Genomic DNA, 22,215 nt, shown 5'->3' on the forward strand with positions numbered 1-22,215 from the left:
AGGGTGATGAGTCAGGAGCTGGCCACGCGTTATCCACTGGTGCTGGTGCCGGGCATGCTCGGCTTCGTACGGGCGCTGGTCTATCCCTACTGGTTCGGCATTGTTCCGGCATTGCGCCGGGGCGGCGCGCAGGTGTTCCCGGTGCAGGTGTCGCCGCTGCATTCCAGCGAAGTGCGGGGCGAGCAGTTGCTGGGCATCATCGAGGACATCTGCCAGCGCACAGGGGCCGACAAGGTCAACCTGATCGGCCATAGCCAGGGCGCCCTCAGTGCCCGCTATGCGGCGGCGAAGCGGCCTGATCGGGTGGCTTCGGTGACGTCGGTGGCCGGCCCCAACCATGGCTCGGAGCTGGCCGACCACCTCGAACGCACGGCGCCTGGTGACTCTGTCCGGGGGCGCATCCTCAAGGCCGTGCTGCATGGCTTCGCTGTGGTGCTGGGTTGGCTGGAGACCGGCTGGCGCCGCGATCCGCTGCCGATCGACGTGCACGCCTCGCACCAGTCGCTGACCAGTGCCGGGGTGGCACTGTTCAACCAGGCTTATCCACAGGGGCTGCCTGAGGTCTGGGGTGGCGAGGGGCCGCCGGAAGTGAACGGGGTGCGCTATTACTCGTGGTCCGGCACCCTGCAGCCTGGGCGTACCGACCAAGGCTTGAACCGTTTTGACGGCAGCAACCGATTTTGCCGGTTGTTCGCCCGCAGTTTCGTCCGGGAGAAGGGGCAATGCGACGGCATGGTCGGGCGCTTCAGTTCGCACCTGGGGCAGGTGATCGGCGATGACTATCCGCTTGATCACCTGGATATCGTCAACCAGTCGCTGGGCGCGGTGGGCAAGGGTGCCGAGCCGGTGAGGTTGTTCACCGAACATGCTGCCCGGCTCAAGGCGGCAGGGGTGTGATGAACCTGGGGCTGCTTTGCGCTCCTTTCGCGGCGCAAGGCCGCTCCTACCGGGGATTGCGTCCGCCTGTAGGAGCGGCCTTGTGCCGCGAAAGGAGCGCAAAGCGCTCCCATCTGTCAACGTCGCACAGGCGTGGTCCAACGCTCAGCCAGCAGCACACCGACCAACGTCAACAGGCCGCCAACCAGGTGATAACTGGCCAACTGCTCATCCAGCACCACCGCAGCGATCACCGCCGTGACCACCGGCAACAGGTTGAAGAACAGCGTGGTACGGCTTGGCCCCAGGCGGTGCACGGCCTGCATCCACACCCGCGGCGCGACCATCGAGGCCAGCAAGCCCGCGTACAGCACCAGGCCGATGTTGTGCCCGTTCAATCCGGTCTTGGGTGACAGCAGGAACAGCGGCAGCAACACCAGGATCGCCACCAGCACCTGCAGGTACAGCAACTGCAGCGGCGGCAGGCGTAGCTGCCATTTCTTCAGCAGGAAGCTGTACAGCGCATAGGCGAAGGTGGCCACCAGCATCATCAGGTCGCCGGCGTTCAGCCCCTGGTGCAACAGCACGCCGGGGTGCCCGGCCGAGACCACCTCCAGCACGCCGAAGAACGACACCAGTGCGCCCAGCAGCGCGCCATAGGTCAGGCGCTGGCCGAGCCAGGCGATGGACAGGGCCAGCGACATCAGCGGCATCAGCGAGAGGATGATGCCCATGTTGGTGGCGCTGGTGATGGCTGCGGCGAAGTAGGCCAGGCTCTGGTAGATGGCCATGCCCAGCACGCCCAGCACGAAGATCTTGCCCAGGTGCGGGCTGATGGCTGCGCGGTTGCGCCAGACCTGCGGCAGCAGGAAAGGGGTGAACAGCAGGCCGGCCAGCAGCCAGCGGTAGAAGCCGATCTCGGCGGGGAAGATGGCCCCGGCGGACATCTTGGTGACCACGGTGTTGCCGGCCCAGATGAGGATGGCGATGAGGGGGAAGAGGTAGTTCATGATGATTCTCGAGTTGCGGTTGACCCGTGTGAGCGGGCTTGCCCCGCGATTGCGCCAGGCCAGGAAATGATGTTGGCCGGGCGGGTGCAATCGCGGGGCAAGCCCGCTCCCACGTGGCGGCCATTATCGCTTGTCTGTCTAAATGCCTATACTTCCATCCAGACAACTCGCCCCGCGAAGCAGACAGCATGACCCGCAAGTACCTCGACATTCCGCAATTCGACCGGCTCCCCGCGCCGGTCTACTTCCGCTACGACGAATTCGGCGCCGATACCCACAGCCCGCCGCACCGTCACACCTGGGGCCAGCTCAACTACGCCTCCCATGGCCTGATGCACCTGGATGTCGAGGGCCAGCGCTTCATCTCGCCCCCGCATTACGCCGTCTGGGTGCCGCCGGACACCGAGCACGGCTGTTACAACCCCCAGGCCATCATCTACCGCTCGGTCTATCTGGAGCGCAGCCTGTGCGCCGAGCTGCCGACGCAGCCCTGCAGCCTGGTGATCAGCGATATCCTCAAGGCGATCCTCGGCGACTTCGCCCGCCGTGACCTGCACATCGCCCAGGACGAGCGCGACCAGCGCCTGGTTCAGGTACTGATCGACCAACTGCACCTGGCGCCTACGCAGACCTGCTACCTGCCGTTCGCCCGCAGCGACAGCCTGCGCCAGGTGCTCGAGGCGTTGCACGCCGAGCCAGGCGACAACCATCCACTCGCCTATTGGGCCGGGCAGGTGCATGTCAGCGAGCGTACCCTGGCCCGGCAGTTCCTGCGCGAGCTGGGCATGAGCTTCGGCGAATGGCGCTTGCGCCTGCGCTTTCTGCGGGCCATCGAGGCACTCGAGGCGGGCACGCCGATCCAGGCCATCGCCTTCGACCTCGGCTACAGCAGCGCTTCGGCCTTCATCGCCATGTTCCAGCGCCAGGCCAATTGCACCCCGGAGCAGTACCGGCGGCGGGCGCGGACAGAGATGTAAGAATTCTTGTCTACACTCAGCTGCGACGAGCGCGCATCCGGCGCGCAGGCAAGGAGACTACTCCATGAAGCTGCTGCACGTACCCCTGCTGGTGTTGGGCCTGTTGATCGCGGGCCAGGGATTCGCCGCCACCGCGCAACAGGAAAAGATGAAGACCTGCAACGCCGACGCCACCACCAAGGCGCTCAAGGGCGATGAGCGCAAGGCGTTCATGAGCACCTGCCTGAAAAAGGATGTGCCGCAGACCCAGCAGGAGAAGATGAAGACCTGCAACGCCGACGCCACCACCAAGGCGCTCAAGGGCGATGAGCGCAAGACCTTCATGAGTGACTGCCTGAAGAAGAAATGACCTGCGCCTATGCCTCTGCCGTGAAGGCTGGCAGACTGCGGGACTTTCCGCTGTCTGCCGTTGAGGCTGTATGACTTTCACTCCCCGCCAGGTCACCCTGGCCAGCTGGATCATCGTCATGGCGGGCCTGTTGCTGGCGCTGCCGCTGAAGCTGCTGCCGAGCCTGCTGGCCGGCCTGCTGGTCTACGAGCTGGTCAACATGCTCACACCGCGCCTGCAACCGCTGATCGCCGGGCAGCGCGCACGCTGGCTGGCGGTGGCGCTGCTCGGCACCCTGGTGGTGAGCACGCTGACGTTGCTGATCGCCGGCGCCTTCAGTTTCCTGCTGCACGAGGCCGAGAACCCCGGCGCCTCACTGGACAAGTTCATGGGCCTGGTCGAGCGCGCGCGAGGCCAGCTGCCGCCGTTCATCGAAGCCTACCTGCCGGCCAGCGCCGCCGAGTTCAAGGTGGCCATCGGCGACTGGATCAAGAGCCACCTGAGCGACCTGCAACTGGTGGGCAAGGGCATGGCGCACATGTTCGTGACCCTGCTGATCGGCATGATCCTCGGCGCCATCGTCGCCCTGCAGCGCATTCCCGACATCTCCCGGCGCAAGCCCCTGGCGGCGGCGCTGTTCGAACGCCTGAGCCTGCTGGTGCAGGCGTTTCGCAACATCGTCTTCGCGCAGATCAAGATCTCGCTGCTCAACACCGTCTTCACCGGCATCTTCCTGGCCGTGGTGCTGCCGCTGTTCGGCGTGCACCTGCCGTTGACCAAGACGCTGATCGTGCTCACCTTCCTGCTCGGGCTGCTGCCGGTAATCGGCAACCTGATGTCCAACACCTTGATCACCATCGTCGGGTTGTCGCTGTCGATCTGGGTGGCGATGGCGGCGTTGGGGTACCTGATCGTGATCCACAAGGTCGAGTACTTCCTCAACGCGCGGATCGTCGGCGGGCAGATCAGTGCCAAGGCCTGGGAGCTGTTGCTGGCGATGCTGGTGTTCGAGGCGGCGTTCGGGCTGCCGGGGGTGGTGGCGGGGCCGATTTATTACGCCTACCTGAAGAGTGAGTTGAAGCGGGCGGAGTTGGTCTGACACCTGTTTCGCATGTGTCGGCCTCTTCGCGGGTAAACCCGCTCCCACAGGGTTACCGATGCCTTGAAGGCTGCGGTGAACCTGTGGGAGCGGGTTTACCCGCGAAGAGGTCGGTACAGGCGATGGAGATGGATCAGATTGACCCGTAACGCTTGCGCGCCTCGATCGCCAGGCCGCTGCCGATGCTTCCGAAGATATTGCCTTCCACATGCCGCGCATTGGGCAGCATCGCCGCCACGCTGTTGCGCAGCGCCGGAATCCCGCTGGAACCACCGGTGAAGAACACCGTGTCCACCTGGCCCTCGCTCACGCCGGCCTTGGCCAGCAGCTCGGTCACGCTGCCGCGCACTCGCTCCAGCAAACCATCGATGGCGTCTTCGAACAGCGCCCGGGTCAGCTCCGCCGACAGTTCCGGCTCGATGCGGCCGAAGTCGATGCGGCGGCTGTCGCGGTCGGTCAGCTCGATCTTGCTCGCTTCCACTTCCATCGCCAGCCAGTGCCCGGCGCGCTGCTCGATCAGGTTGAACAGGCGGTCGATACCCAGCGTGTCCTCGATGTCGTAGCGCATGCTGCCCAGGGCCAGCTGCGACTTTTGCGAATACAGGGCGTTGATGGTGTGCCAGGTGGCCAGGTTGAGGTGGTAGCTGGTGGGCATCAGCGCGCCGCTCTTCATCCGGCTGCCGTAGCCGAACAGCGGCATCACGCCCTGCAGGCTCAGTTGCTTGTCGAAGTCGGTACCGCCGATGTGCACGCCGCCGGTGGCGAGGATGTCGTCCTGACGCTCGGCCACCTGGTGACGCTCCGGCGACAGGCGGATCAGGGTAAAGTCCGAGGTACCACCGCCGATATCGACAATCAGTACCAGTTCTTCACGGCTGATGTCCGACTCGTAGTCGAATGCCGCGGCGATCGGTTCGTACTGGAACGACACATCCTTGAAGCCGATCTTGCGCGCAACCTCCGCCAGGGTGTCCTCGGCCTCCTGGTCGGCGGCGGGGTCTTCGTCGACGAAGAACACCGGGCGGCCCAGCACCACCTGTTCGAATTCGCGGCCGGCATCGGCTTCGGCGCGCTTTTTCAGCTCGCCGATGTACATGCCCAGCAGGTCCTTGAACGGCAGGGCGCTGCCCAGCACGCTGGTGTCGTGCTTGATCAGCTTGGAGCCCAGCAGGCTCTTGAGCGAGCGCATCAGGCGGCCTTCGTAGCCCTCCAGGTACTCGTGCAGGGCCAGGCGACCGTAGACGGGACGACGCTCCTCGATGTTGAAGAAGACCACCGACGGCAGGGTGATCTTGCCGTCTTCCAGGGCGATCAGCGATTCGACGCCCGGACGGTGCCAGCCGACCGTGGAGTTGGAGGTGCCGAAGTCGATGCCAAGGGCGCGGGCCGGGGATACGTCAGACATGGGGGAGAGCTTCCGGAGGCAAAACGGCCGCGCAGTTTATGCCAGTCTGCGGCTAAATCAAGACCGGTCGTCTGCGATAGCGCAACCCCGGATGAACCTTGAAAGGCTATGCTTGACCCCAATCTTCAGTGGCAATACGTACATTCACATCGGTGATCCATAGATGGACTTCAAAGACTATTACAAGATACTCGGCGTCGAGGCGAGCGCGGACGAGAAGGCGATCAAGGCCGCGTACCGCAAGCTCGCGCGCAAGTATCACCCCGACGTCAGCAAGGAGCGTGACGCCGAGGACAAATTCAAGGAGGCCAACGAGGCCTACGAAGTGCTGGGCGACAAGGACAAGCGCGCCGAGTACGACGAGATCCGCAAGTATGGCGGCCAGCATGGCCGGCCGTTCCAGGCACCGCCTGGCTGGGAGTCGCGCGGCGGCGCTGGCGGCGGCTTCGAGGGTGGCGACTTCTCTGACTTCTTCAGCTCGATCTTCGGCGCCCGGGGTGGCAACCCCTTCGGTGGCGGCGGTGGCCGGCAACAACGCAGTGCCGGCAGGCGGGGGCAGGACGTGGAGCTTGAACTGGCGGTATTCCTCGAAGAGACCCTGAACAAGGAATCCAAGCAGATCAGCTTCCAGGTGCCGCAGACCAACGGCGCCGGGCAGCGCACCGGCTTCACCACGAAAACGCTGAACGTGAAGATCCCCGCCGGGGTGACCGACGGCGAGCGCATCCGCCTCAAGGGCCAGGGCGCACCCGGTGTGGGCGGTGGCGCCGATGGCGACCTGTTCCTGACCATCCGCATGGCACCGCACCCGCTGTTCGATGTCGAAGGCCATGACCTGATCATCACCGTGCCCCTGGCACCGTGGGAAGCGGCGCTCGGCGCCAAGGTGGCCGTGCCGACCCTGACTGGCAAGATCAACCTGACGATCCGCCCCGACAGCCAGAGCGGCCAGCGCCTGCGGGTCAAGGGCATGGGCCTTTTGAACAAGCAAGGCGAGCGCGGCGACCTGTACGCCCAGCTCAAGGTAGTGATGCCTGCCCAATCCGACGACGCAACTCGCGCATTGTGGACCCAGCTCTCCGAGAAAGCCGCGTTCAACCCGAGGACTCAATGGAGTAAGTGATCATGAGCAGCACCCTGATCGTTCAACTGGACATGCGTACCCTGTGCCAGGAGGCCGATGTATCGGCCGACTGGGTGATCGAGATCGTCGAGCACGGCATTGTCGAACCGTCGGGGCGAACGCCTGAAGAGTGGGTGTTCGATGACCGCGCGCCGGTGACCTTGAAGCGCGCGGTGAAGCTGCATCAGGAGCTGGAGCTGGAGTGGGAAGGGGTGGCGCTGGCGTTGGAGTTGCTGGAAGAGGTACAGCAATTGCGCAGCGAGAACAGCATGTTGAAGCAGCGGTTGGGCAGGTTTACCCAAATGTAGCTGGGGCTGCTGCGCAGCCCTTTCGCGGCACAAGGCCGCTCCTACAGGCGACCGCGCTCCCTTGTAGGAGCGGCCTTGTGCCGCGAAAGGGGCGCAAAGCGCCCCTAGCTTCACGAAGCTTTCGCAATCACTTTAAAGTACAGCGCTGTCGGCCGATAAACCCCTTCCGGTCCGCAGGCATAATCCGGAATCTCCCCCGCCTTGCTGTACCCCTGCGCCCGATAGAACGCCTCGGCCCCAGACCCCGCCTCGGTATCGAGAAACAGCATCCCCCGCCCGATCCGCCGCGTCTCGGCCTCCAGGGCCCGCATCAACTGCTGCCCCAGCCCACGCCGCCGCGCATTGCTGTGCACCAGCAGTTTCTGCACCTCGGCCCGGTTCAGGCCATTGGGCTTCAGGCACAACCCCAGCTGCACACTACCCAGCACCTCCTGCCCCTGGGCAATGACCCAGAGCAGCTGCTCGCCACCGGCCAGCTTTGCCTTCACCTCATCGAAGTAGGCCTTGGCCTGCTGCTCGTCGATATCGGCCATAAACCCCACCGACGCGCCCTGGCGTACCGCATCGAGCAACAGGGCCACCAGCCCGTGGCGGTAGTACGCCAGGCCTTCGTGGGTGACGCGGTGCAGCTGGGCGGTGTTCATGGGCTTCAGGTCCTTGAAGGGGGAAGGGTGTTGTCATCCAGGTACAGCTGCATGAAGGTCAGGTCCAGCCAGCGCCCGAACTTCACCCCCACCTGCGGCATCTGCCCGGTGATGCTGAAGCCCAGGCGTTCGTGCAGGCGGATCGACGCGGCGTTGCCGCTCTCGATGGCGGCGACCATCACATGCTTGTCGCAAAGGCGCGCCCGTTCGATCAGCACTTCCATCAGAACGGGGCCCAGGCCCTTGCCGCGCTGGTCGCTACGTACGTACACCGAATGTTCGACGGTATGCCGGAAACCCTCGAACGGCCGCCAGTCGCCAAATGAGGCATAGCCCAGCACGCCGCTGTCGTCCACCGCCACCAGGATCGGGTAGCCCTGCTGCGCGCGGGCCTCGAACCAGGCCTCGCGGTTGCCCAGGTCCACCGGGGTTTCGTTCCAGATCGCCGTGGTGTTGCGTACGGCGTCGTTGTAGATGTCGAGGATGCCCGGCACGTCGTCGATCAGGGCGTCGCGGATCTGGTAACTCATGACAGCGTCTCGCAAGGGAAGTGGCTGCAGATTAAATGGTAACCAGGCCGCGCACACCTTCGGCGTGCATGTTTTCGCCTCGACCGCGCTGGACGATCTCGCCGCGGGCCATGACCAGGTACTGGTCGGCTAGTTCCTCGGCGAAATCGTAGAACTGCTCCACCAGCAGGATGGCCATGTCGCCCCGGTCGGCGAGCTTGCGGATCACCGCGCCGATCTCCTTGATCACCGAGGGCTGGATGCCTTCGGTGGGCTCGTCGAGGATCAGCAGGCGCGGGCGGCTGGCCAGGGCGCGGCCGATGGCCAGCTGTTGCTGCTGGCCGCCCGAGAGGTCGCCGCCACGGCGTTGCTTCATCTGCTCCAGCACCGGGAACAGCTCGTAGATGAAGGCGGGTACTTCCCGTGCCTCGCGGGCGGGGAAGCGCGACAGCCCCATCAGCAGGTTTTCCTCGACGGTCAGGCGCGGGAAGATCTCGCGGCCCTGGGGCACGTAGGCGATGCCGGCCTGGACCCGTTGCTGGGGCTTGAGCGTGGTGATGGGTTTGCCTTGCCATTCCACGCGGCCCTCGCGGGCCGGCAGCAGGCCCATCAGGCAGCGCAGCAGGGTGGTCTTGCCCACGCCGTTGCGGCCGAGCAGGCAAGTGACCTCGCCGACCTTGGCCTCGAAGGACAGGCCGCGCAGGATGTGGCTGCCGCCGTAGTATTGGTGCAGGGTGTCGATTTTCAGCATGTTCTGCCCTTGAGTCGTTCAATTCGTGGGAGCGGGCTTGCCCCGCGATTGCGTCAGGCCTGGAAATGATGTTGGCCGGGCTGGCGCAATCGCGGGGCAAGCCCGCTCCCACGCCCCCCCTCACAGGCCTATCTACCGAGATACACCTCGACCACCCGCTCATCCTCCTGCACCTGCGCCAGCGACCCTTCCGCCAGCACGCTACCCTGGTGCAGCACCGTCACATGGTCGGCAATGCTGCCGACGAAGCCCATGTCATGTTCCACCACCATCAGCGAATGCCTGCCCGCCAGCGAGCGGAACAGCTCGGCGGTAAACTCGGTCTCGGCATCGGTCATCCCCGCCACCGGCTCGTCGAGCAGCAGCAACCTTGGCTCCTGCACCAGCAGCATGCCGATCTCCAGGAACTGCTTCTGCCCATGGGACAACAACCCCGCCTGGCGCTGGGCCAGGGGCAGCAGGCGCAGGGTGGTCAGCACTTCCTCGATGCGCTGGCGCTGCTCACCGGACAACCGCGCCACCAAACTGGCCCACACCGACTTGTTGGCCTTGAGCGCCAGCTCCAGGTTCTCGAACACCGTCAGCGCCTCGAACACCGTGGGCTTCTGGAACTTGCGGCCAATGCCGGCCTGGGCGATCTGGCACTCGCTCATGCGGGTCAGGTCGAGGGTGTCGCCGAAAAACGCGGTACCCGTATCGGGCCGAGTCTTGCCGGTGATTACGTCCATCATCGTGGTCTTGCCGGCGCCGTTGGGGCCGATGATGCAGCGCAACTCACCGACGCCGATGTACAGGTTCAGATCGTTGAGCGCCTTGAAGCCGTCGAAGCTGACGCTGATGCCCTCCAGGCTCAGCACCGTGCCATGTCGGGTGTCGAGCCCGGCCTCGCGGCGCCGGCCCAGGCCGATGGCCTCGCGTCCGCTGCCGAGCTGGTCGAAGATCGGTTCCAGCATGAATTCCGGATGCACCGGGGGCACGCTTCTCATGGCTGGCTCCTTTTCTTTACAAGGCCGACCACGCCCTTGGGCAGGTACAGGGTGACGAGGATGAACAGCGCGCCGAGGAAGAACAGCCAGAACTCGGGGAACGCCACGGTGAACCAGCTCTTCATGCCATTGACCAGGCCGGCGCCAAGCAACGGCCCGACCAGCGTGCCGCGCCCGCCGAGGGCCACCCACACGGCGGCCTCGATGGAATTGGTCGGCGACATCTCGCTGGGGTTGATGATGCCCACCTGCGGCACGTACAGCGCTCCGGCCAGGCCGCACAGCACGGCGCTGAGCACCCACACCAGCAGCTTGAAGCCGCGTGGGTCGTAGCCGCAGAACATCAGGCGGTTCTCCGCATCGCGCACGGCGGTGAGCAGGCGCCCGAACTTGCTCTGGGTCAGGCGCCAGCACAGGAACAGGCTGCCCAGCAGCAGGCCAACCGTCAGCAGGAACAGCACGGCCCGGGTGCCCTGGGCGGTGATGTCGAAACCGAGGATGGTGCGGAAATTGGTGAAGCCGTTGTTGCCGCCAAAGCCCGTTTCGTTGCGGAAGAACAGCAGCATCCCGGCGAAGGTCAGGGCCTGGGTCATGATCGAGAAGTACACGCCCTTGATCCGCGAGCGGAAGGCGAAGAAGCCGAACACCAGCGCCAGCAGCCCCGGTGCCAGCACCACCAGGCACAGCGCCCAGGCGAAATGCTGGGTGCCTGCCCAGTACCAGGGCAGCTCGCTCCACGACAGGAAGGTCATGAACCCCGGCAAGCCATCGCCGGCTGCCTGGCGCATCAGGTACATGCCCATGGCGTAGCCGCCCAGGGCGAAGAACAGGCCGTGGCCCAGCGACAGCAGCCCGGCATAGCCCCAGACCAGGTCCAGGGCCAGGGCGACGATGGCGTAGCAGAGGATCTTGCCGACCAGGGTCAGGGTATAGGCCGAGACCTGCAAGGCATGCCCGTCGGGAAGCAGCGACAGCAGCGGCAGGGCCAGCAGCACCAGGACGACAACGGCGCCGACGGCCAGCGACAGCCGTGTGCCGACCTTGCGCGTGGCAGTGACAATCAATGGCTGGTTCATCAGTCGATTACCCGTCCCTTGAGGGCGAACAGGCCTTGCGGGCGCTTCTGGATGAACAGAATGATCAGCGCAAGGATGAGGATCTTGCCCAGCACCGCACCGATCTGCGGCTCCAGCAGTTTGTTGGCGATGCCAAGGCCGAAGGCGGCCCAGAGGCTGCCGGCCAGTTGCCCGACGCCGCCGAGCACCACCACCAGGAACGAGTCGATGATGTAGCTCTGGCCCAGGTCCGGCCCCACGTTGCCGACCTGGCTCAGGGCCACGCCGCCGAGCCCGGCAATGCCTGAGCCGAGTCCGAAGGCGAGCATGTCGACGCGCCCGGTGGACACCCCGCAGCAGGCCGCCATGTTGCGGTTCTGGGTGACGGCGCGCACGTTCAGGCCCAGCCGCGTGCGGTTGAGCAGCAGCCAGGTGAGCAGCACCACGGCAAGGGCGAAGCCGATGATCACCAGGCGGTTGTACGGCAGCACCAGGTTGGGCAGCACCTGGATGCCGCCGGACAGCCAGGCTGGGTTGCTCACCTCGACGTTCTGCGCGCCGAAGATCAGGCGCACGGCCTGGATCAGGATCAGGCTGATGCCCCAGGTGGCCAGCAGGGTTTCCAGTGGGCGGCCGTACAAGTGGCGGATCACCGTGCGCTCCAGGGCCATGCCGACCCCGGCGCTGACGGCGAAGGCCACCGGCAGGGCGATCAGCGGGTAGAACTCGATGGCGCCGGGGGCATAACGCTGCAGCAGCACCTGGACCATGTAGGTGCTGTAGGCGCCGAGCATCAGCATTTCGCCGTGGGCCATGTTGATCACCCCGAGCAGGCCGAAGGTGATTGCCAGGCCCAGCGCCGCCAGCAGCAGGATCGAACCCAGCGACAGGCCGCTGAAGGCTTGGCCGAGCAGTTCGCCGACCAGCAATTTGCGCTGCACTTGGGCCAGGCTGGTTTCAGCGGCGGTGCGCACGGCGGCGTCGGTTTCGGCGTCGGGTTGTAGTAGCGCTTCGAGGCGGGTGCGGGCCAGCGGGTCGCCGGTTTCGCCGAGCAGGCGCACCGCGGCCAGGCGTACCGCGGGCTCGCTGGCGCCCAGTTGCAGGTTGGCCAGGGCCAGGCCGAGTGCGGCGTGCACGGCGGCGTCGGGTTCGCTGGCGAAGCGGCGGTCGAGGAAGGCCATCTGCGCCGGTTGTGCGGTTTTTTGCAGTTGCTGGGCGGCGGCCAGGCGCACGTTGGCTTGGTCGCTGAACAGCTGATGGCTGGCCAGGGCGTTGTCGATCAGGCCGCGCAGGCGGTTGTTCAGGCGCAGTTTGCGCGTGTCGGTTTCGGCGATGCGGCCTTGGCGCAGGTTGTTCAGCAGCGGCAGGCGGGCGGCATCGGGTTGTGCGGCCCAGCTTTCGAGCAGTTGGGCCTGTTCGGCGGGTTTGGCGGTCAGGAAGAACTCGCCTTCGCTGGCTTGGGTGGCCAGGGGTAATAGCAGCAGTAGCGTGAGCAGGAGTCTGAGCATGCGGGCCATCCTGGAAATCGGCAGTGGATTCTTCGCGGGTAAACCCGCTCCCACAGGTACGGTGCAAGGTCTGAAACTGGTGCGGTCCCTGTGGGAGCGGGTTTACCCGCGAATGGGCCGCAAAGCGGCCCCAGTACACTCAGTCCCCTTTCACCGCATAGTCCGGCCGCTTGTCATTCCCCGGAATGAACGGGCTCCAAGGCTGCGCCCGCAGCGGCTCCTCGGTCTGCCACACCACACTGAACTGCCCGTCATCCTGGATCTCGCCGATCATCACCGGCTTGTGCAGGTGGTGGTTGCTCTTGTCCATGGACAGGGTGAAGCCCGACGGCGCCTTGAAGCTTTGCCCGGCCAGCGCCTCGCGCACCTTGTCCACCTCGGTGCTGCCGGCCTTCTGCGCCGCCTGCGCCCACATGTGAATGCCCACGTAGGTGGCCTCCATCGGGTCGTTGGTCACCGCCTTGTCGGCCCCCGGCAGGCCCTTGGCCTTGGCATAGGCCTTCCAGTCGGCGACGAACTTCTGGTTCACCGGGTTATCCACCGACTCGAAGTAGTTCCACGCCGCCAGGTGCCCCACCAGCGGTTTGGTATCGATGCCGCGCAGCTCCTCTTCGCCCACCGAGAACGCCACCACCGGCACGTCGGTGGCCTTCAGCCCCTGGTTGGCCAGCTCCTTGTAGAACGGCACGTTGGAGTCGCCATTGACCGTCGAGATGACCGCCGTCTTGCCGCCGGCGGAGAACTTCTTGATGTTGGCGACGATGGTCTGGTAATCGGCGTGGCCGAACGGCGTGTACACCTCTTCGATGTCTTTGTCGGCCACGCCCTTGCTGTGCAGGAAGGCGCGCAGGATCTTGTTGGTGGTGCGCGGGTAGACGTAGTCGGTGCCCAGCAGGAAGAAGCGCTTGGCGCCGCCACCGTCCTCGCTCATCAGGTATTCCACCGCCGGGATCGCCTGCTGGTTGGGCGCAGCACCGGTGTAGAACACGTTCGGCGACATCTCCTCACCTTCGTATTGCACCGGGTAGAACAGCAGGCCGTTGAGCTCCTCGAACACCGGCAGCACCGACTTGCGTGACACCGAGGTCCAGCAGCCGAACACCACCGCCACCTTGTCCTGGGTCAGCAGCTGGCGGCTCTTCTCGGCGAACAGCGGCCAGTTGGACGCCGGGTCCACCACCACCGCCTCGAGCTGCTTGCCGTTGACCCCGCCCTTGGCATTGATCTCGTCGATGGTCATCAGTGCCATGTCCTTGAGCGAGGTCTCGGAAATCGCCATGGTCCCCGACAGCGAATGCAGGATGCCGACCTTGATGGTCTCGGCGGCCTGGATGCTCCAGCTCAGGCCCATCGCGGCGATCGATGCGCTGAGGGTAAAGGCCTTGATCAGACTGCGTCGCTTCATGTGCTCACTCCGATGTGATGGTGGGTGTTGGCCAGGTCGGAGATTGCAAAGGCTGTGCCGAGGAGCACGAAGTACGAGATAGACGCTGTTGATGGTGTTAAGTGGGCCTTTAAAGAGCCAGTTTGGTGCCCTATGAGGTGATTTGCACAAGATTGGTGCTGGCTTTTCGATACTTATATAACTAGAGCTTTAGTAGCTCTAGTTATAGGGGGTAGGGTTATGGGCGTTTGCTGGCTTTTTTGATTGTTTGAGACTTTGTTTTTGAGTGGTTTTCGCCTAATGAGTTGATAAGGCTTTTTAGTGTCTCAATTTCTTGCTTCAATTTAATGTTTTCATCTTTGAGTTCTTCGATTGCGGGGTTTTTGGGTTTCGGTAGCTTCGAGATATCTAGCAGAGTTTCCAACTCGTCTTTGAATGGCATAAGCGGTTGATAAAGCTGATGGAATGCTTTACCGACAGCGCCTCTGAATAGCTGCATTTGTGGAGTTGCTGTTCCATTCGCCAAAGTGTGAGAGGTTGCGATTCCTGGGTATGGGTCGATATAAACGATTAGGCTTATTCCGAGCTGGTAAGCCTTTTTGGCGCAAAGCTCGCAAGGGCTGGCGGTTGTGAACAGCACACCTCCTTTGAGCTTTTGTCCACCGTATTTTGATATTTGTAGGAAAGCATTTTCCTCTGCGTGGAGGGATCTCGTGTGGACCTGGTTTTTTTCGTTGTCGACCTCGTTTTGCACACTTTTAAAACAGTAAGGTAGATTTCTACCATTGAGCAGTGGCGAGTCAACGTGTGCTGCATATTTTATCTCGATTGCATCATGGAATTCTTTGTTGTTTCTTTCGTAGTCACTATACGCTAATCGGTCCGATCCTTTTAATAAGTCCTCAGCGTTCCTTAAAAGGCACGGGACTTGTCCCTGGGGGGTGTTATTCCATCCTATTGATTTTAGTGAAAATTCATTGTCGGTAACGGCGGCTCCAACTTGGCGCGATATACAGCCTGAGCTCTGCTTGGCGCTGTAGGCAATCTGCATGCACGTCTCTATAGAGGACGGCATCACTAACCCAGGGTGCATTATTAGAGCTATATACCACCCGAGTTGGCATTTAAGTTCTACTTGAGTGAATTTATCCTGCTTGGGGTTGTGAATGTGTATGTCGGAGATTTCTATACATTTCTGGATGTTCTGGGATGTAAAGTTCTTTTCTCCAGTAAGTTTTGAGGGGTATTCTTTCTCGTCAAGATCTTTGATTTGATCTTCAGTGAATTTGTGTGTTTTTCTCAGGTGCTCCAATCGGCTACTGTTTTCGGTATTGATTGAAAATAAATAAAAGTCTGCGTAACGCTCTTTGAAGAAGAAGGCTTCGTATGGATTTCTGAATGCGTCAATAACAATATAGCAGGGTTCGTCTTTGTGCTTACATACTTGGTGGGCGGCTTTTACAGCTTTATTGATTGAGCGGGGTAGGTTGAATATGCATTCGCTGTCGAAAACGCTACTGTTGGCCGTGCCTGATGCTCGTATGTTGTCGCCAGCAGTCTGATAGATTCTTGTATATGCGTTTTCTGAGATTTCTTGTAGGGTGGACTTTATTTCGTCTGAGAATTTTGGAAGGGTTGAGAAGTATAAGTTGTATATTTCGTTGTCTTGAATTCTCGACTCTCTTCTTTCTAGTTGGCTGGTAAGCTCGTAGTCTTGAATGGTTGTTTGTATTTTCAAAAAATCTGTTTTAAGGCGAGTTATTTTTTTGAGAATTTCTTCATGGTCTAGATTTAACGTATTGCTAATGAAGATGGAGAATTCTTCGAAGCTTAATTGAATTAGAAATTTTGAGATGACGGTTCTAATTTGTAGCCATTTAAAGGGTTGCCACTGCTGCGCCAGGTATTTTTTGATGATTTTGTATTTCCGGAACTCGTTGGGAGTTATTCCGTGGTACCCTTGCTCTGGTAGCTCTAGGCTTCTTGAACTAAGTATTTGCGCGCTTGTAGAACATCCTGAACCTGTCCTGCCCGTTAGTGCGATTAGGATGAAGTCCTTTCCCTCTTTGTAAATATGTTCTAGTGCTTTGGATGAAGAAGTGCTGGCAATTATATTGTTCATCAAGGCTACCCTGCCATTACAAAAACATCAGAATAGTGGCTTTTTGATTGTTTCGCAATGGAGTGCTGGTTGGTATTGCTTATTGTTTTCGTTTGTGTTGTTTAGCGTTTGAGATTGAGCGATTGTATGAGTTTATTACGACGTAGTAGCTTTTAGGTGATTTGCTCTTCTCTGAAGAACAGCGCTTGATGGAGTTGAAGGATGGCCTTAGGGGGCGACTAAATCCAGTGATGAACATTTTGACACACCTCTGATACTTGAGTACCGTGCCACACCGCAGTAGATTCTGCGGCTCGGGATTGGCGTCCCGTATTCGGAACCGGGCACTTCGCACTCGCGAAATCTGTGCCCCGCATGGTTGCACCCATTATGGGCGGAGCTGTGTGTGGGAGCCTTCGGGCTCGCCGGCCTTCCGACCGGTAACGCCAACCCGCACGGCTCCGTCCACCCATATTGGCGTATGGGCTCGGAGAAACACTTCGGAAATGTTGCAAGGAGTAGCACCATGCTCAAGAAGATCGTTCCAGATCCACCGTTCGCATTTGTCGAGATCGCCACCTTTCATCGAGAGGTGCAGCCATGAACCAGGAATCGCTGCTCGACCTCACCCCGCGCAAATCACGTCCCGTCACCGCTTGTTCCCACTTTGGCACCTGCAATCACGCCCATGATCCGATTCTCTCGGTACGTGCTGGCGTTGATAGCGAGGATGCGCTGGTGTGCGCGGTGGCGGCGTTGAAGGCGGCGTATGAGACCAATGCTGCCGCGTTGGTGAAGGCGGGGGAGCCGTTGCGCAGTTTGCTGACGGCGACGGAGAACTCGCTGGAAAAAGGCCTGGCGTTGGCCGAAGCCGTGCTTGAAGGGTTGGAGCAAGGCTAGCGGGCCTCATCGCGGGGCAAGCCCGCTCCCACGCCGACCTCACACGGCAGGCGTGGGAGCGGGCTTGCCCCGCGATGGGTTCAGGATCAGTTGTTCGACGCCCCACGCACGGCGGTACGCGGCTGGCGCCTGCTACGCACAAACTGATAGGTCACCGCCAGAATAACAAACCAGATCGGCGTCACCACCAGCGCCGAGCGCGTATCGGCCTCCAGGCTCAACAACACCAGAATGCCGGCGAAGAACACCAGGCACACGTAGCACATGAAGCGCCCGCCGGGCATCTTGTAGGTGGACTGCTCATGCAGCGCCGCGCGCTGTTTGCGGTAGCTCAGGTACGACAGCAGGATCAGCGTCCACACGAACATGAACAGCACCGCCGACACCGTCGTCACCAGGGTGAAGGCTTCGATCACGTTGGGTACCAGGTAGATCAGCACCGCGCCCAGCAGCAGGCAGGTGCAGGAGAAGTACAGGCCGTTGGCCGGCACCGCGCGGCGCGAGAGTTTCTCGAACGCCTTGGGCGCATCGCCCTCCTGGGCCAGACCGAACAGCATGCGGCTGGTGGAGAACACGCCGCTGTTGGCCGACGAGGCCGCCGAGGTCAGCACCACGAAGTTGATGATGCTCGCCGCCGCCGGCAGGCCGGCCAACACGAACAGCTCGACGAACGGGCTCTTGCCCGGCACCACGTCGCGCCAGGGGGTCACCGCCATGATCGCGATCAGCGCCAGCACGTAGAACACGATGATGCGGACGGGGATCGAGTTGATCGCCCGTGGCAGGGTGCGCTCGGGGTTCTTTGCCTCGGCGGCGGTGGTGCCCACCAGCTCGATGCCGACGAAGGCGAACACGGCGATCTGGAAGCCGGCGAAGAAACCCAGCAGGCCATTGGGGAACATGCCGCCGTCATTCCACAGGTTGGCCAGGGTGGCGGTGTGGCCGCTCGGCGACTGGAAGCCGGTGATGACCATGTACAGGCCGGTGGCGACCAGGCCCATGATGGCGATGATCTTGATCAGGGCGAACCAGAATTCCATTTCGCCGAACATCTTCACCGTCACCAGGTTCAGCGACAGCAGCAGCGCCACGCAGCTTAGCGCCGGTATCCACTGTGGCAGGTCGGGAAACCAGAACTGGGTATAGGCGGCGATCGCCACCACGTCGGCGATGCCGGTGACCACCCAGCAGAACCAGTAGGTCCAGCCGGTGAAGTAGCCGGCCCAGGGGCCGAGCAGGTCGGCGGAGAAATCGATGAACGACTTGTAGTTGAGGTTCGACAGCAGCAGCTCGCCCATGGCGCGCATGACGAAGAACAGCATGAAGCCGATGATCATGTAGACGAAGATGATCGACGGGCCGGCCAGGCTGATGGTCTTGCCCGAACCCATGAACAGGCCGGTGCCGATGGCGCCGCCGATGGCGATGAGCTGGATGTGGCGGTTGGTCAGGTTGCGTTGCAGGTGCTGCTCTTCAGAGGGTGTCTGGGAGGTCCGGGTCATAGGCTGCATTCCATTGAGGGTCAGTCTTTTTTGAGCGAAAGCCGAGTAGGCTATCACGTCGCGTTCCGATCGCGGGCGTGGCAGATCGACACGATCTTGGCGGTGCAGCGCGGTGCTCGACATGACGGGAATCAATGGTTGTTGGTGCCGGCCTCATCGCGGGGCAAGCCCGCTCCCACGCTGATCTCACAGGGCAGGCGTGGGAGCGGGCTTGCCCCGCGATTGCGATATCAGGCCCTGACCATGATCTGGCGTCTCACCACCAGGCTATCCACCACCCACATCACCACCATCGAAATCCCCACCAGCGGGAAGGCGACGCCCAGCACCACCATTACCCCCACCGCCGTCTTCCAGCGCGGCAGGTCATGACGCAGCGGCGGCATCCCCAGCCCACCAGCCGGCTTGCGCTTCCACCACATCACCAGCCCGCTCACCGAACCCAGCAGGATCATCAGGCACACCAGCAGAATGACGATCTGGTTCAGCGGCCCAAACATCTTCCCTTCATGCAGCATCACCCCCAGCTCCGTGGCGCGAGCCACCGGGCTGTAGTCCTGCCAGCGCACATCGGCCAGCACCTTTCCAGTGTATTGATCCACATGCAGGGTGGCATCGTTGCGCGGATCGTCGGCGAACACCGCGATGGTGAACACCCCGTCGGCACTGGTCGGCAGGGTGATGCTGTAGCCCGGCTCGACCTCGCGCAGATCGGCGATGTTCTCGACCTGCTGCAGGCTCACCTGCGGCGCTGCGGGAGCGTGATCCATCATGTGATGCCCTGCATGCTCGGCATGGGCACCTGACACCGGCATCGGGGTGTTCTCCATGGCCCACGGCACAGTCTGGCGGTGGGCTTCATTCAGTTCGCTTGCCTGTTTATCGGACTTGGGCACGTCATTCCACATGGCCGCCGGGAACCGGTTCCACAGGTCGGCATACTGCTTGCCCCACAGCCCGGTCCAGGTCATGCCGCTGATCAGCATCATCAGCAGCAAGGCCGAACCCCAGAAGCCGGTGACGGCATGCAGGTCGCGCCACAGCACCCGGCCGCGTGCGCTCAGGCGTGGCCAGAGAACGCCTGCGCTGCTGCGCCCGCGTGGCCACCACAAATAGAGGCCGGACACGATCAGGACGATGCCCCAGCCGGCCGCCAGCTCCACCAGCCGGTCACCGACCGTGCCGACCATCAGTTCGCCATGCAGGGCGCGGGCGATGGCCTGCAGGTTCTGTTTGCCGTCCTGTTCGCCCAGCACCTTGCCGCTGTACGGATCGACGAACACGTTCAGCTCGCGACCGCCATCGTGCACGACGAACTGCGCGCTGCGCTCGGCGCTCACCGGTGGCAGGTACTGCCCCACCTGGCCCTGTGGATAAGCCTGGCGCACGTTGGCCAGGAGCGTGTCGGCGCCCTGTCGGTGATGACCGGCCTCGACCACCATCAGCTCGCGGTACACCAGCGGGTCGAGCTGCGGCTTGAACAGGTAGATGATCCCGGTGATCGCCAGCAGGATCATGAACGGCGCCACGAACAGTCCGGCATAGAAATGCCAGCGCCACGCAAGGTTGTAGAAGGAAACGTTTGGTTTGCTCATGGGAGCCTCCCGTAGACCTCAAGTGGGCGCGGTCAGGTCCCGCGCCCGTTTGTTGTTGTCAGAAGCTGAAGTCGACCTTGGTCCAGAAGGTCCTGCCTGGCTCGTTCACCGGGTCCGTGGCGCTGGCCGGGTAGCCGAACCCGGCATTCCCGGCCAGGTTCAGGTGCTCGGCGTAGGCCTTGTCGAACAGGTTGTCGACGCCCGCGCTGAGCTTGAGGTTGTTGTTGATCTTGTAGGCACCGTTGAGCGAGAACACGCCGAAGCCTGAGCTTGTGTCGTAGTCCTTGCCGACCACGTTGCCCTGGTTCTTGGCAATGCGGTTCTGCTCGGCGACCAGGCGCCACAGGGCACCGACGCTCCAGGTGTCGCGGCTGTAGGTCAGGCCGAGGCGGCTTTCCAGCGGTGGCATCTGTGGCAGGGCCTTGCCGTCGCTGCTGTTCTTGCCCCAGGCGTAGGCCAGGGTGGCGTCGGCCTTCCAGTTTTCGGTCAGCTTGTAGGCCGCGCCCAGTTCGCCGCCCATGATGCGGGCGTCGATGTTCTGTGCCCGGGAAACGAGCCGGTTGCTCATGCCGCCCATGCCTGGCACGTAATCGAACAGGATATAGTCGCGGATCTGCCCGACGTAGCCCGAAGCCCAGGCCTCCAGGCGTTCGTCGCGGTACTGGATGCCGAAGTCGAGCTGGGTGGTCTTTTCCGGCTTGATGCCGTCGAAGGCATTCACCGAGCCGGTGGGTGCCAGGGTTGGCGAGAACAGCTCCCAGTAGTCCGGGAAGCGCTGGGTGTGGCCCAGGCCGATATAGGTGGTGGCGGGTACCGCAGCCAGGTCGTGCTCATAACGCACAAAGCCGCTGGGCAAGGTATCGGCCCGGGTGTTGCCGCTGGTGGCGATGCCCTTGCGGAAATCGCGGGCCGAAGCGCGGTCCAGGCGGGCACCGGTGATCAACCGGTCTTCGCCGGTGGCGTACCAGGTCAGTTCACCGAAGAGCCCGTAGTTGTGGAAGTCGGCGTCCTTGTCCCAGGGCTTGGCCTTGTACGTATCGATGCCCATGCCGCTACGCTTGCGGTGCTCGTTGGTCTGCGCGTCGATACCGCTGATCAGTTGCACATCGGCCCAGCGCCAGGTGGCCTTGATCCGCCCGCCCAGGGTGCGGCGGTCGACGTTGCTGGCCATCGGCATCCCGACGGTCGAGCGCAGGGTGTAGTTGTCCATCACGTGGTCGGCGTAGTTGTAGTAGACCTGCGCCTCGACCTTGTCGAGCACCTCGCCGAGGTTGGACTTTTCGAAACGCAGGCCCAGGCTTTCGCGCTTGAACTGCGAGCCGTCCATGCCGCGCCCGGCGGAGCGAGCCTCGCCGTCGCCCTTGCCGGCGGTCAGTTCCAGCAGGGTGTCGGCGTCCGGGGTCCAGCCGAGGCTGACGTCGCCGTTCCACTTGTCCCAGCGCGACGGCACGGTGTCGCCGTTGCCGTCCTCGAAGTCGTCCGAGTGCGACTGGTTGCCGATGAAACGCACGTAGCCGAGCGAGCCGCCGGCCGCGGCGTCGAGCACCTTGTCGAAGCGGCCATTGGAGCCGGCCAGCACGCTGCCGTTGACCCGGCTGCCCAGCTCGCCGAACTTCTCCGGCTCACGCTCGAAGAGGATGGTGCCAGCGGAGCCACCCGGGCCCCAGATCACGCTCTGCGGGCCTTTGATTACCGTGAGGCGGTCGTAGGTCTCCGGCGAGATATACGAGGTCGGGGCGTCCATGCGGCCAGGGCAGGCACCGAGCATCATGCCGCCGTTGGTGAGGATGTTCAGGCGCGAGCCGAACATGCCGCGCAGCACCGGGTCGCCGTTGGTGCCGCCGGCGCGGATCACCGAGAAGCCGGGGATGGTCTTGAGGTAGTCACCGCCATCGCTGGCCGGTACGGGCTGGCGCGGGTCCTTGGGGTTGGTGACCACGGTCAGCGGCGAGCTCGGGGCGATGGCGGTGATCACCGTCGGGCTCAGCTCGGCCGGGTCGTGCACATGGCCTTCGTGGCCGGTTTCGGCGGCAAAGGCCAGTGGCGCGAGCAGCGAGCCGCAGAGCACGGCGATGGTGCCGCGCAGCGAAAGGGCAAAAACAGGGGTGCAGCCGGACATAATGATTCCAGTCGATCAGTCGTGAGTCAGCGCGA

General features: G+C 62.7%; 20 protein-coding genes. 7 read left to right on the plus strand and 13 right to left on the minus strand.

Going from position 1 to position 22,215, the window contains the following annotated elements:
- Nucleotides 1–6: 6 nt before the first annotated feature.
- Nucleotides 7–897 (plus strand): lipase family alpha/beta hydrolase, encoded by an 891-nt coding sequence (locus tag VUG52_RS03340; RefSeq protein WP_050707117.1) that lies wholly within the window; start codon nt 7–9, stop codon nt 895–897.
- Between the two features lie 116 nt (nt 898–1,013).
- Here VUG52_RS03340 and VUG52_RS03345 read toward each other — a convergent pair whose 3' ends face one another.
- Complete coding sequence (locus tag VUG52_RS03345) at nt 1,014–1,886, minus strand: DMT family transporter (protein WP_050707116.1); 873 nt, start codon at nt 1,884–1,886, stop codon at nt 1,014–1,016.
- Nucleotides 1,887–2,074: 188 nt separating this feature from the next.
- On the opposite strand from VUG52_RS03345, the gene VUG52_RS03350 reads away from it, so the two are divergent.
- From VUG52_RS03350 to VUG52_RS03360, 3 genes are all read left to right on the plus strand, one after another.
- Complete coding sequence (locus VUG52_RS03350; protein WP_262952545.1) at nt 2,075–2,863, plus strand: AraC family transcriptional regulator; 789 nt, start codon at nt 2,075–2,077, stop codon at nt 2,861–2,863.
- A gap of 64 nt (nt 2,864–2,927) precedes the next feature.
- On the plus strand, nt 2,928–3,212 hold the full coding sequence (locus VUG52_RS03355; protein WP_050707114.1) for a PsiF family protein: 285 nt from the start codon (nt 2,928–2,930) through the stop codon (nt 3,210–3,212).
- Between the two features lie 70 nt (nt 3,213–3,282).
- The gene (locus VUG52_RS03360) at nt 3,283–4,290 is read left to right on the plus strand and encodes an AI-2E family transporter (RefSeq protein ID WP_110734957.1); all 1,008 of its coding nucleotides are present in this window, start codon (nt 3,283–3,285) and stop codon (nt 4,288–4,290) included.
- Between the two features lie 133 nt (nt 4,291–4,423).
- Here VUG52_RS03360 and VUG52_RS03365 read toward each other — a convergent pair whose 3' ends face one another.
- On the minus strand, nt 4,424–5,695 hold the full coding sequence (locus VUG52_RS03365) for an Hsp70 family protein (RefSeq protein ID WP_331832422.1): 1,272 nt from the start codon (nt 5,693–5,695) through the stop codon (nt 4,424–4,426).
- Nucleotides 5,696–5,858: 163 nt separating this feature from the next.
- Here VUG52_RS03365 and cbpA point away from each other — a divergent pair, with 163 nt between their 5' ends.
- The gene (gene cbpA, locus VUG52_RS03370) at nt 5,859–6,818 is read left to right on the plus strand and encodes a curved DNA-binding protein (protein ID WP_331832423.1); all 960 of its coding nucleotides are present in this window, start codon (nt 5,859–5,861) and stop codon (nt 6,816–6,818) included.
- A gap of 2 nt (nt 6,819–6,820) precedes the next feature.
- Nucleotides 6,821–7,126: a chaperone modulator CbpM gene (locus VUG52_RS03375; RefSeq protein WP_011535907.1), complete on the plus strand. Its 306-nt coding sequence runs from the start codon at nt 6,821–6,823 to the stop codon at nt 7,124–7,126.
- A 110-nt stretch (nt 7,127–7,236) separates the two neighbouring features.
- Here VUG52_RS03375 and VUG52_RS03380 read toward each other — a convergent pair whose 3' ends face one another.
- From VUG52_RS03380 to VUG52_RS03415, 8 genes are all read right to left on the minus strand, one after another.
- The gene (locus tag VUG52_RS03380; RefSeq protein WP_050707110.1) at nt 7,237–7,770 is read right to left on the minus strand and encodes a GNAT family N-acetyltransferase; all 534 of its coding nucleotides are present in this window, start codon (nt 7,768–7,770) and stop codon (nt 7,237–7,239) included.
- 5 nt (nt 7,771–7,775) lie between these two features.
- A complete protein-coding gene (locus VUG52_RS03385) occupies nt 7,776–8,300 on the minus strand; it encodes a GNAT family N-acetyltransferase (RefSeq protein ID WP_331832426.1) in 525 nt (174 codons plus the stop codon).
- 31 nt (nt 8,301–8,331) lie between these two features.
- The gene (gene urtE, locus VUG52_RS03390; RefSeq protein ID WP_331832428.1) at nt 8,332–9,030 is read right to left on the minus strand and encodes an urea ABC transporter ATP-binding subunit UrtE; all 699 of its coding nucleotides are present in this window, start codon (nt 9,028–9,030) and stop codon (nt 8,332–8,334) included.
- A 128-nt stretch (nt 9,031–9,158) separates the two neighbouring features.
- A complete protein-coding gene (urtD, locus tag VUG52_RS03395) occupies nt 9,159–10,016 on the minus strand; it encodes an urea ABC transporter ATP-binding protein UrtD (protein WP_331832429.1) in 858 nt (285 codons plus the stop codon).
- Nucleotides 10,013–11,092 (minus strand): urea ABC transporter permease subunit UrtC, encoded by a 1,080-nt coding sequence (gene urtC, locus VUG52_RS03400; RefSeq protein ID WP_050707106.1) that lies wholly within the window; start codon nt 11,090–11,092, stop codon nt 10,013–10,015. Before urtC ends, urtD begins: the two co-directional genes overlap by 4 nt.
- Nucleotides 11,092–12,603, minus strand: coding sequence for an urea ABC transporter permease subunit UrtB (urtB, locus tag VUG52_RS03405; RefSeq protein ID WP_442964604.1), 1,512 nt, complete (start codon nt 12,601–12,603; stop codon nt 11,092–11,094). The genes urtC and urtB overlap by 1 nt, the downstream gene beginning before the upstream one ends.
- 115 nt (nt 12,604–12,718) lie before the next feature.
- A complete protein-coding gene (urtA, locus tag VUG52_RS03410; RefSeq protein WP_331832430.1) occupies nt 12,719–13,984 on the minus strand; it encodes an urea ABC transporter substrate-binding protein in 1,266 nt (421 codons plus the stop codon).
- Nucleotides 13,985–14,201: 217 nt separating this feature from the next.
- Nucleotides 14,202–16,085, minus strand: a complete 1,884-nt coding sequence (locus VUG52_RS03415) for a hypothetical protein (RefSeq protein ID WP_331832431.1) — start codon at nt 16,083–16,085, stop codon at nt 14,202–14,204.
- 579 nt (nt 16,086–16,664) lie between these two features.
- Here VUG52_RS03415 and VUG52_RS03420 point away from each other — a divergent pair.
- The gene (locus tag VUG52_RS03420) at nt 16,665–16,964 is read left to right on the plus strand and encodes a hypothetical protein (RefSeq protein WP_331832432.1); all 300 of its coding nucleotides are present in this window, start codon (nt 16,665–16,667) and stop codon (nt 16,962–16,964) included.
- A gap of 86 nt (nt 16,965–17,050) precedes the next feature.
- Here the strand turns inward: VUG52_RS03420 and cycA are convergent, their stop codons facing one another.
- From cycA to VUG52_RS03435, 3 genes are all read right to left on the minus strand, one after another.
- Nucleotides 17,051–18,466 (minus strand): D-serine/D-alanine/glycine transporter, encoded by a 1,416-nt coding sequence (gene cycA / locus VUG52_RS03425; protein WP_028691296.1) that lies wholly within the window; start codon nt 18,464–18,466, stop codon nt 17,051–17,053.
- A gap of 230 nt (nt 18,467–18,696) precedes the next feature.
- Nucleotides 18,697–20,061, minus strand: coding sequence for a PepSY-associated TM helix domain-containing protein (locus VUG52_RS03430; RefSeq protein ID WP_050707102.1), 1,365 nt, complete (start codon nt 20,059–20,061; stop codon nt 18,697–18,699).
- Between the two features lie 58 nt (nt 20,062–20,119).
- Nucleotides 20,120–22,180, minus strand: a complete 2,061-nt coding sequence (locus tag VUG52_RS03435) for a TonB-dependent copper receptor (protein WP_050707101.1) — start codon at nt 22,178–22,180, stop codon at nt 20,120–20,122.
- Nucleotides 22,181–22,215: the final 35 nt, after the last annotated feature.

The organism is Pseudomonas sp. LH21, from assembly GCF_036549575.1.
Taxonomy (GTDB): Bacteria; Pseudomonadota; Gammaproteobacteria; order Pseudomonadales; family Pseudomonadaceae; genus Aquipseudomonas; species Aquipseudomonas peradeniyensis.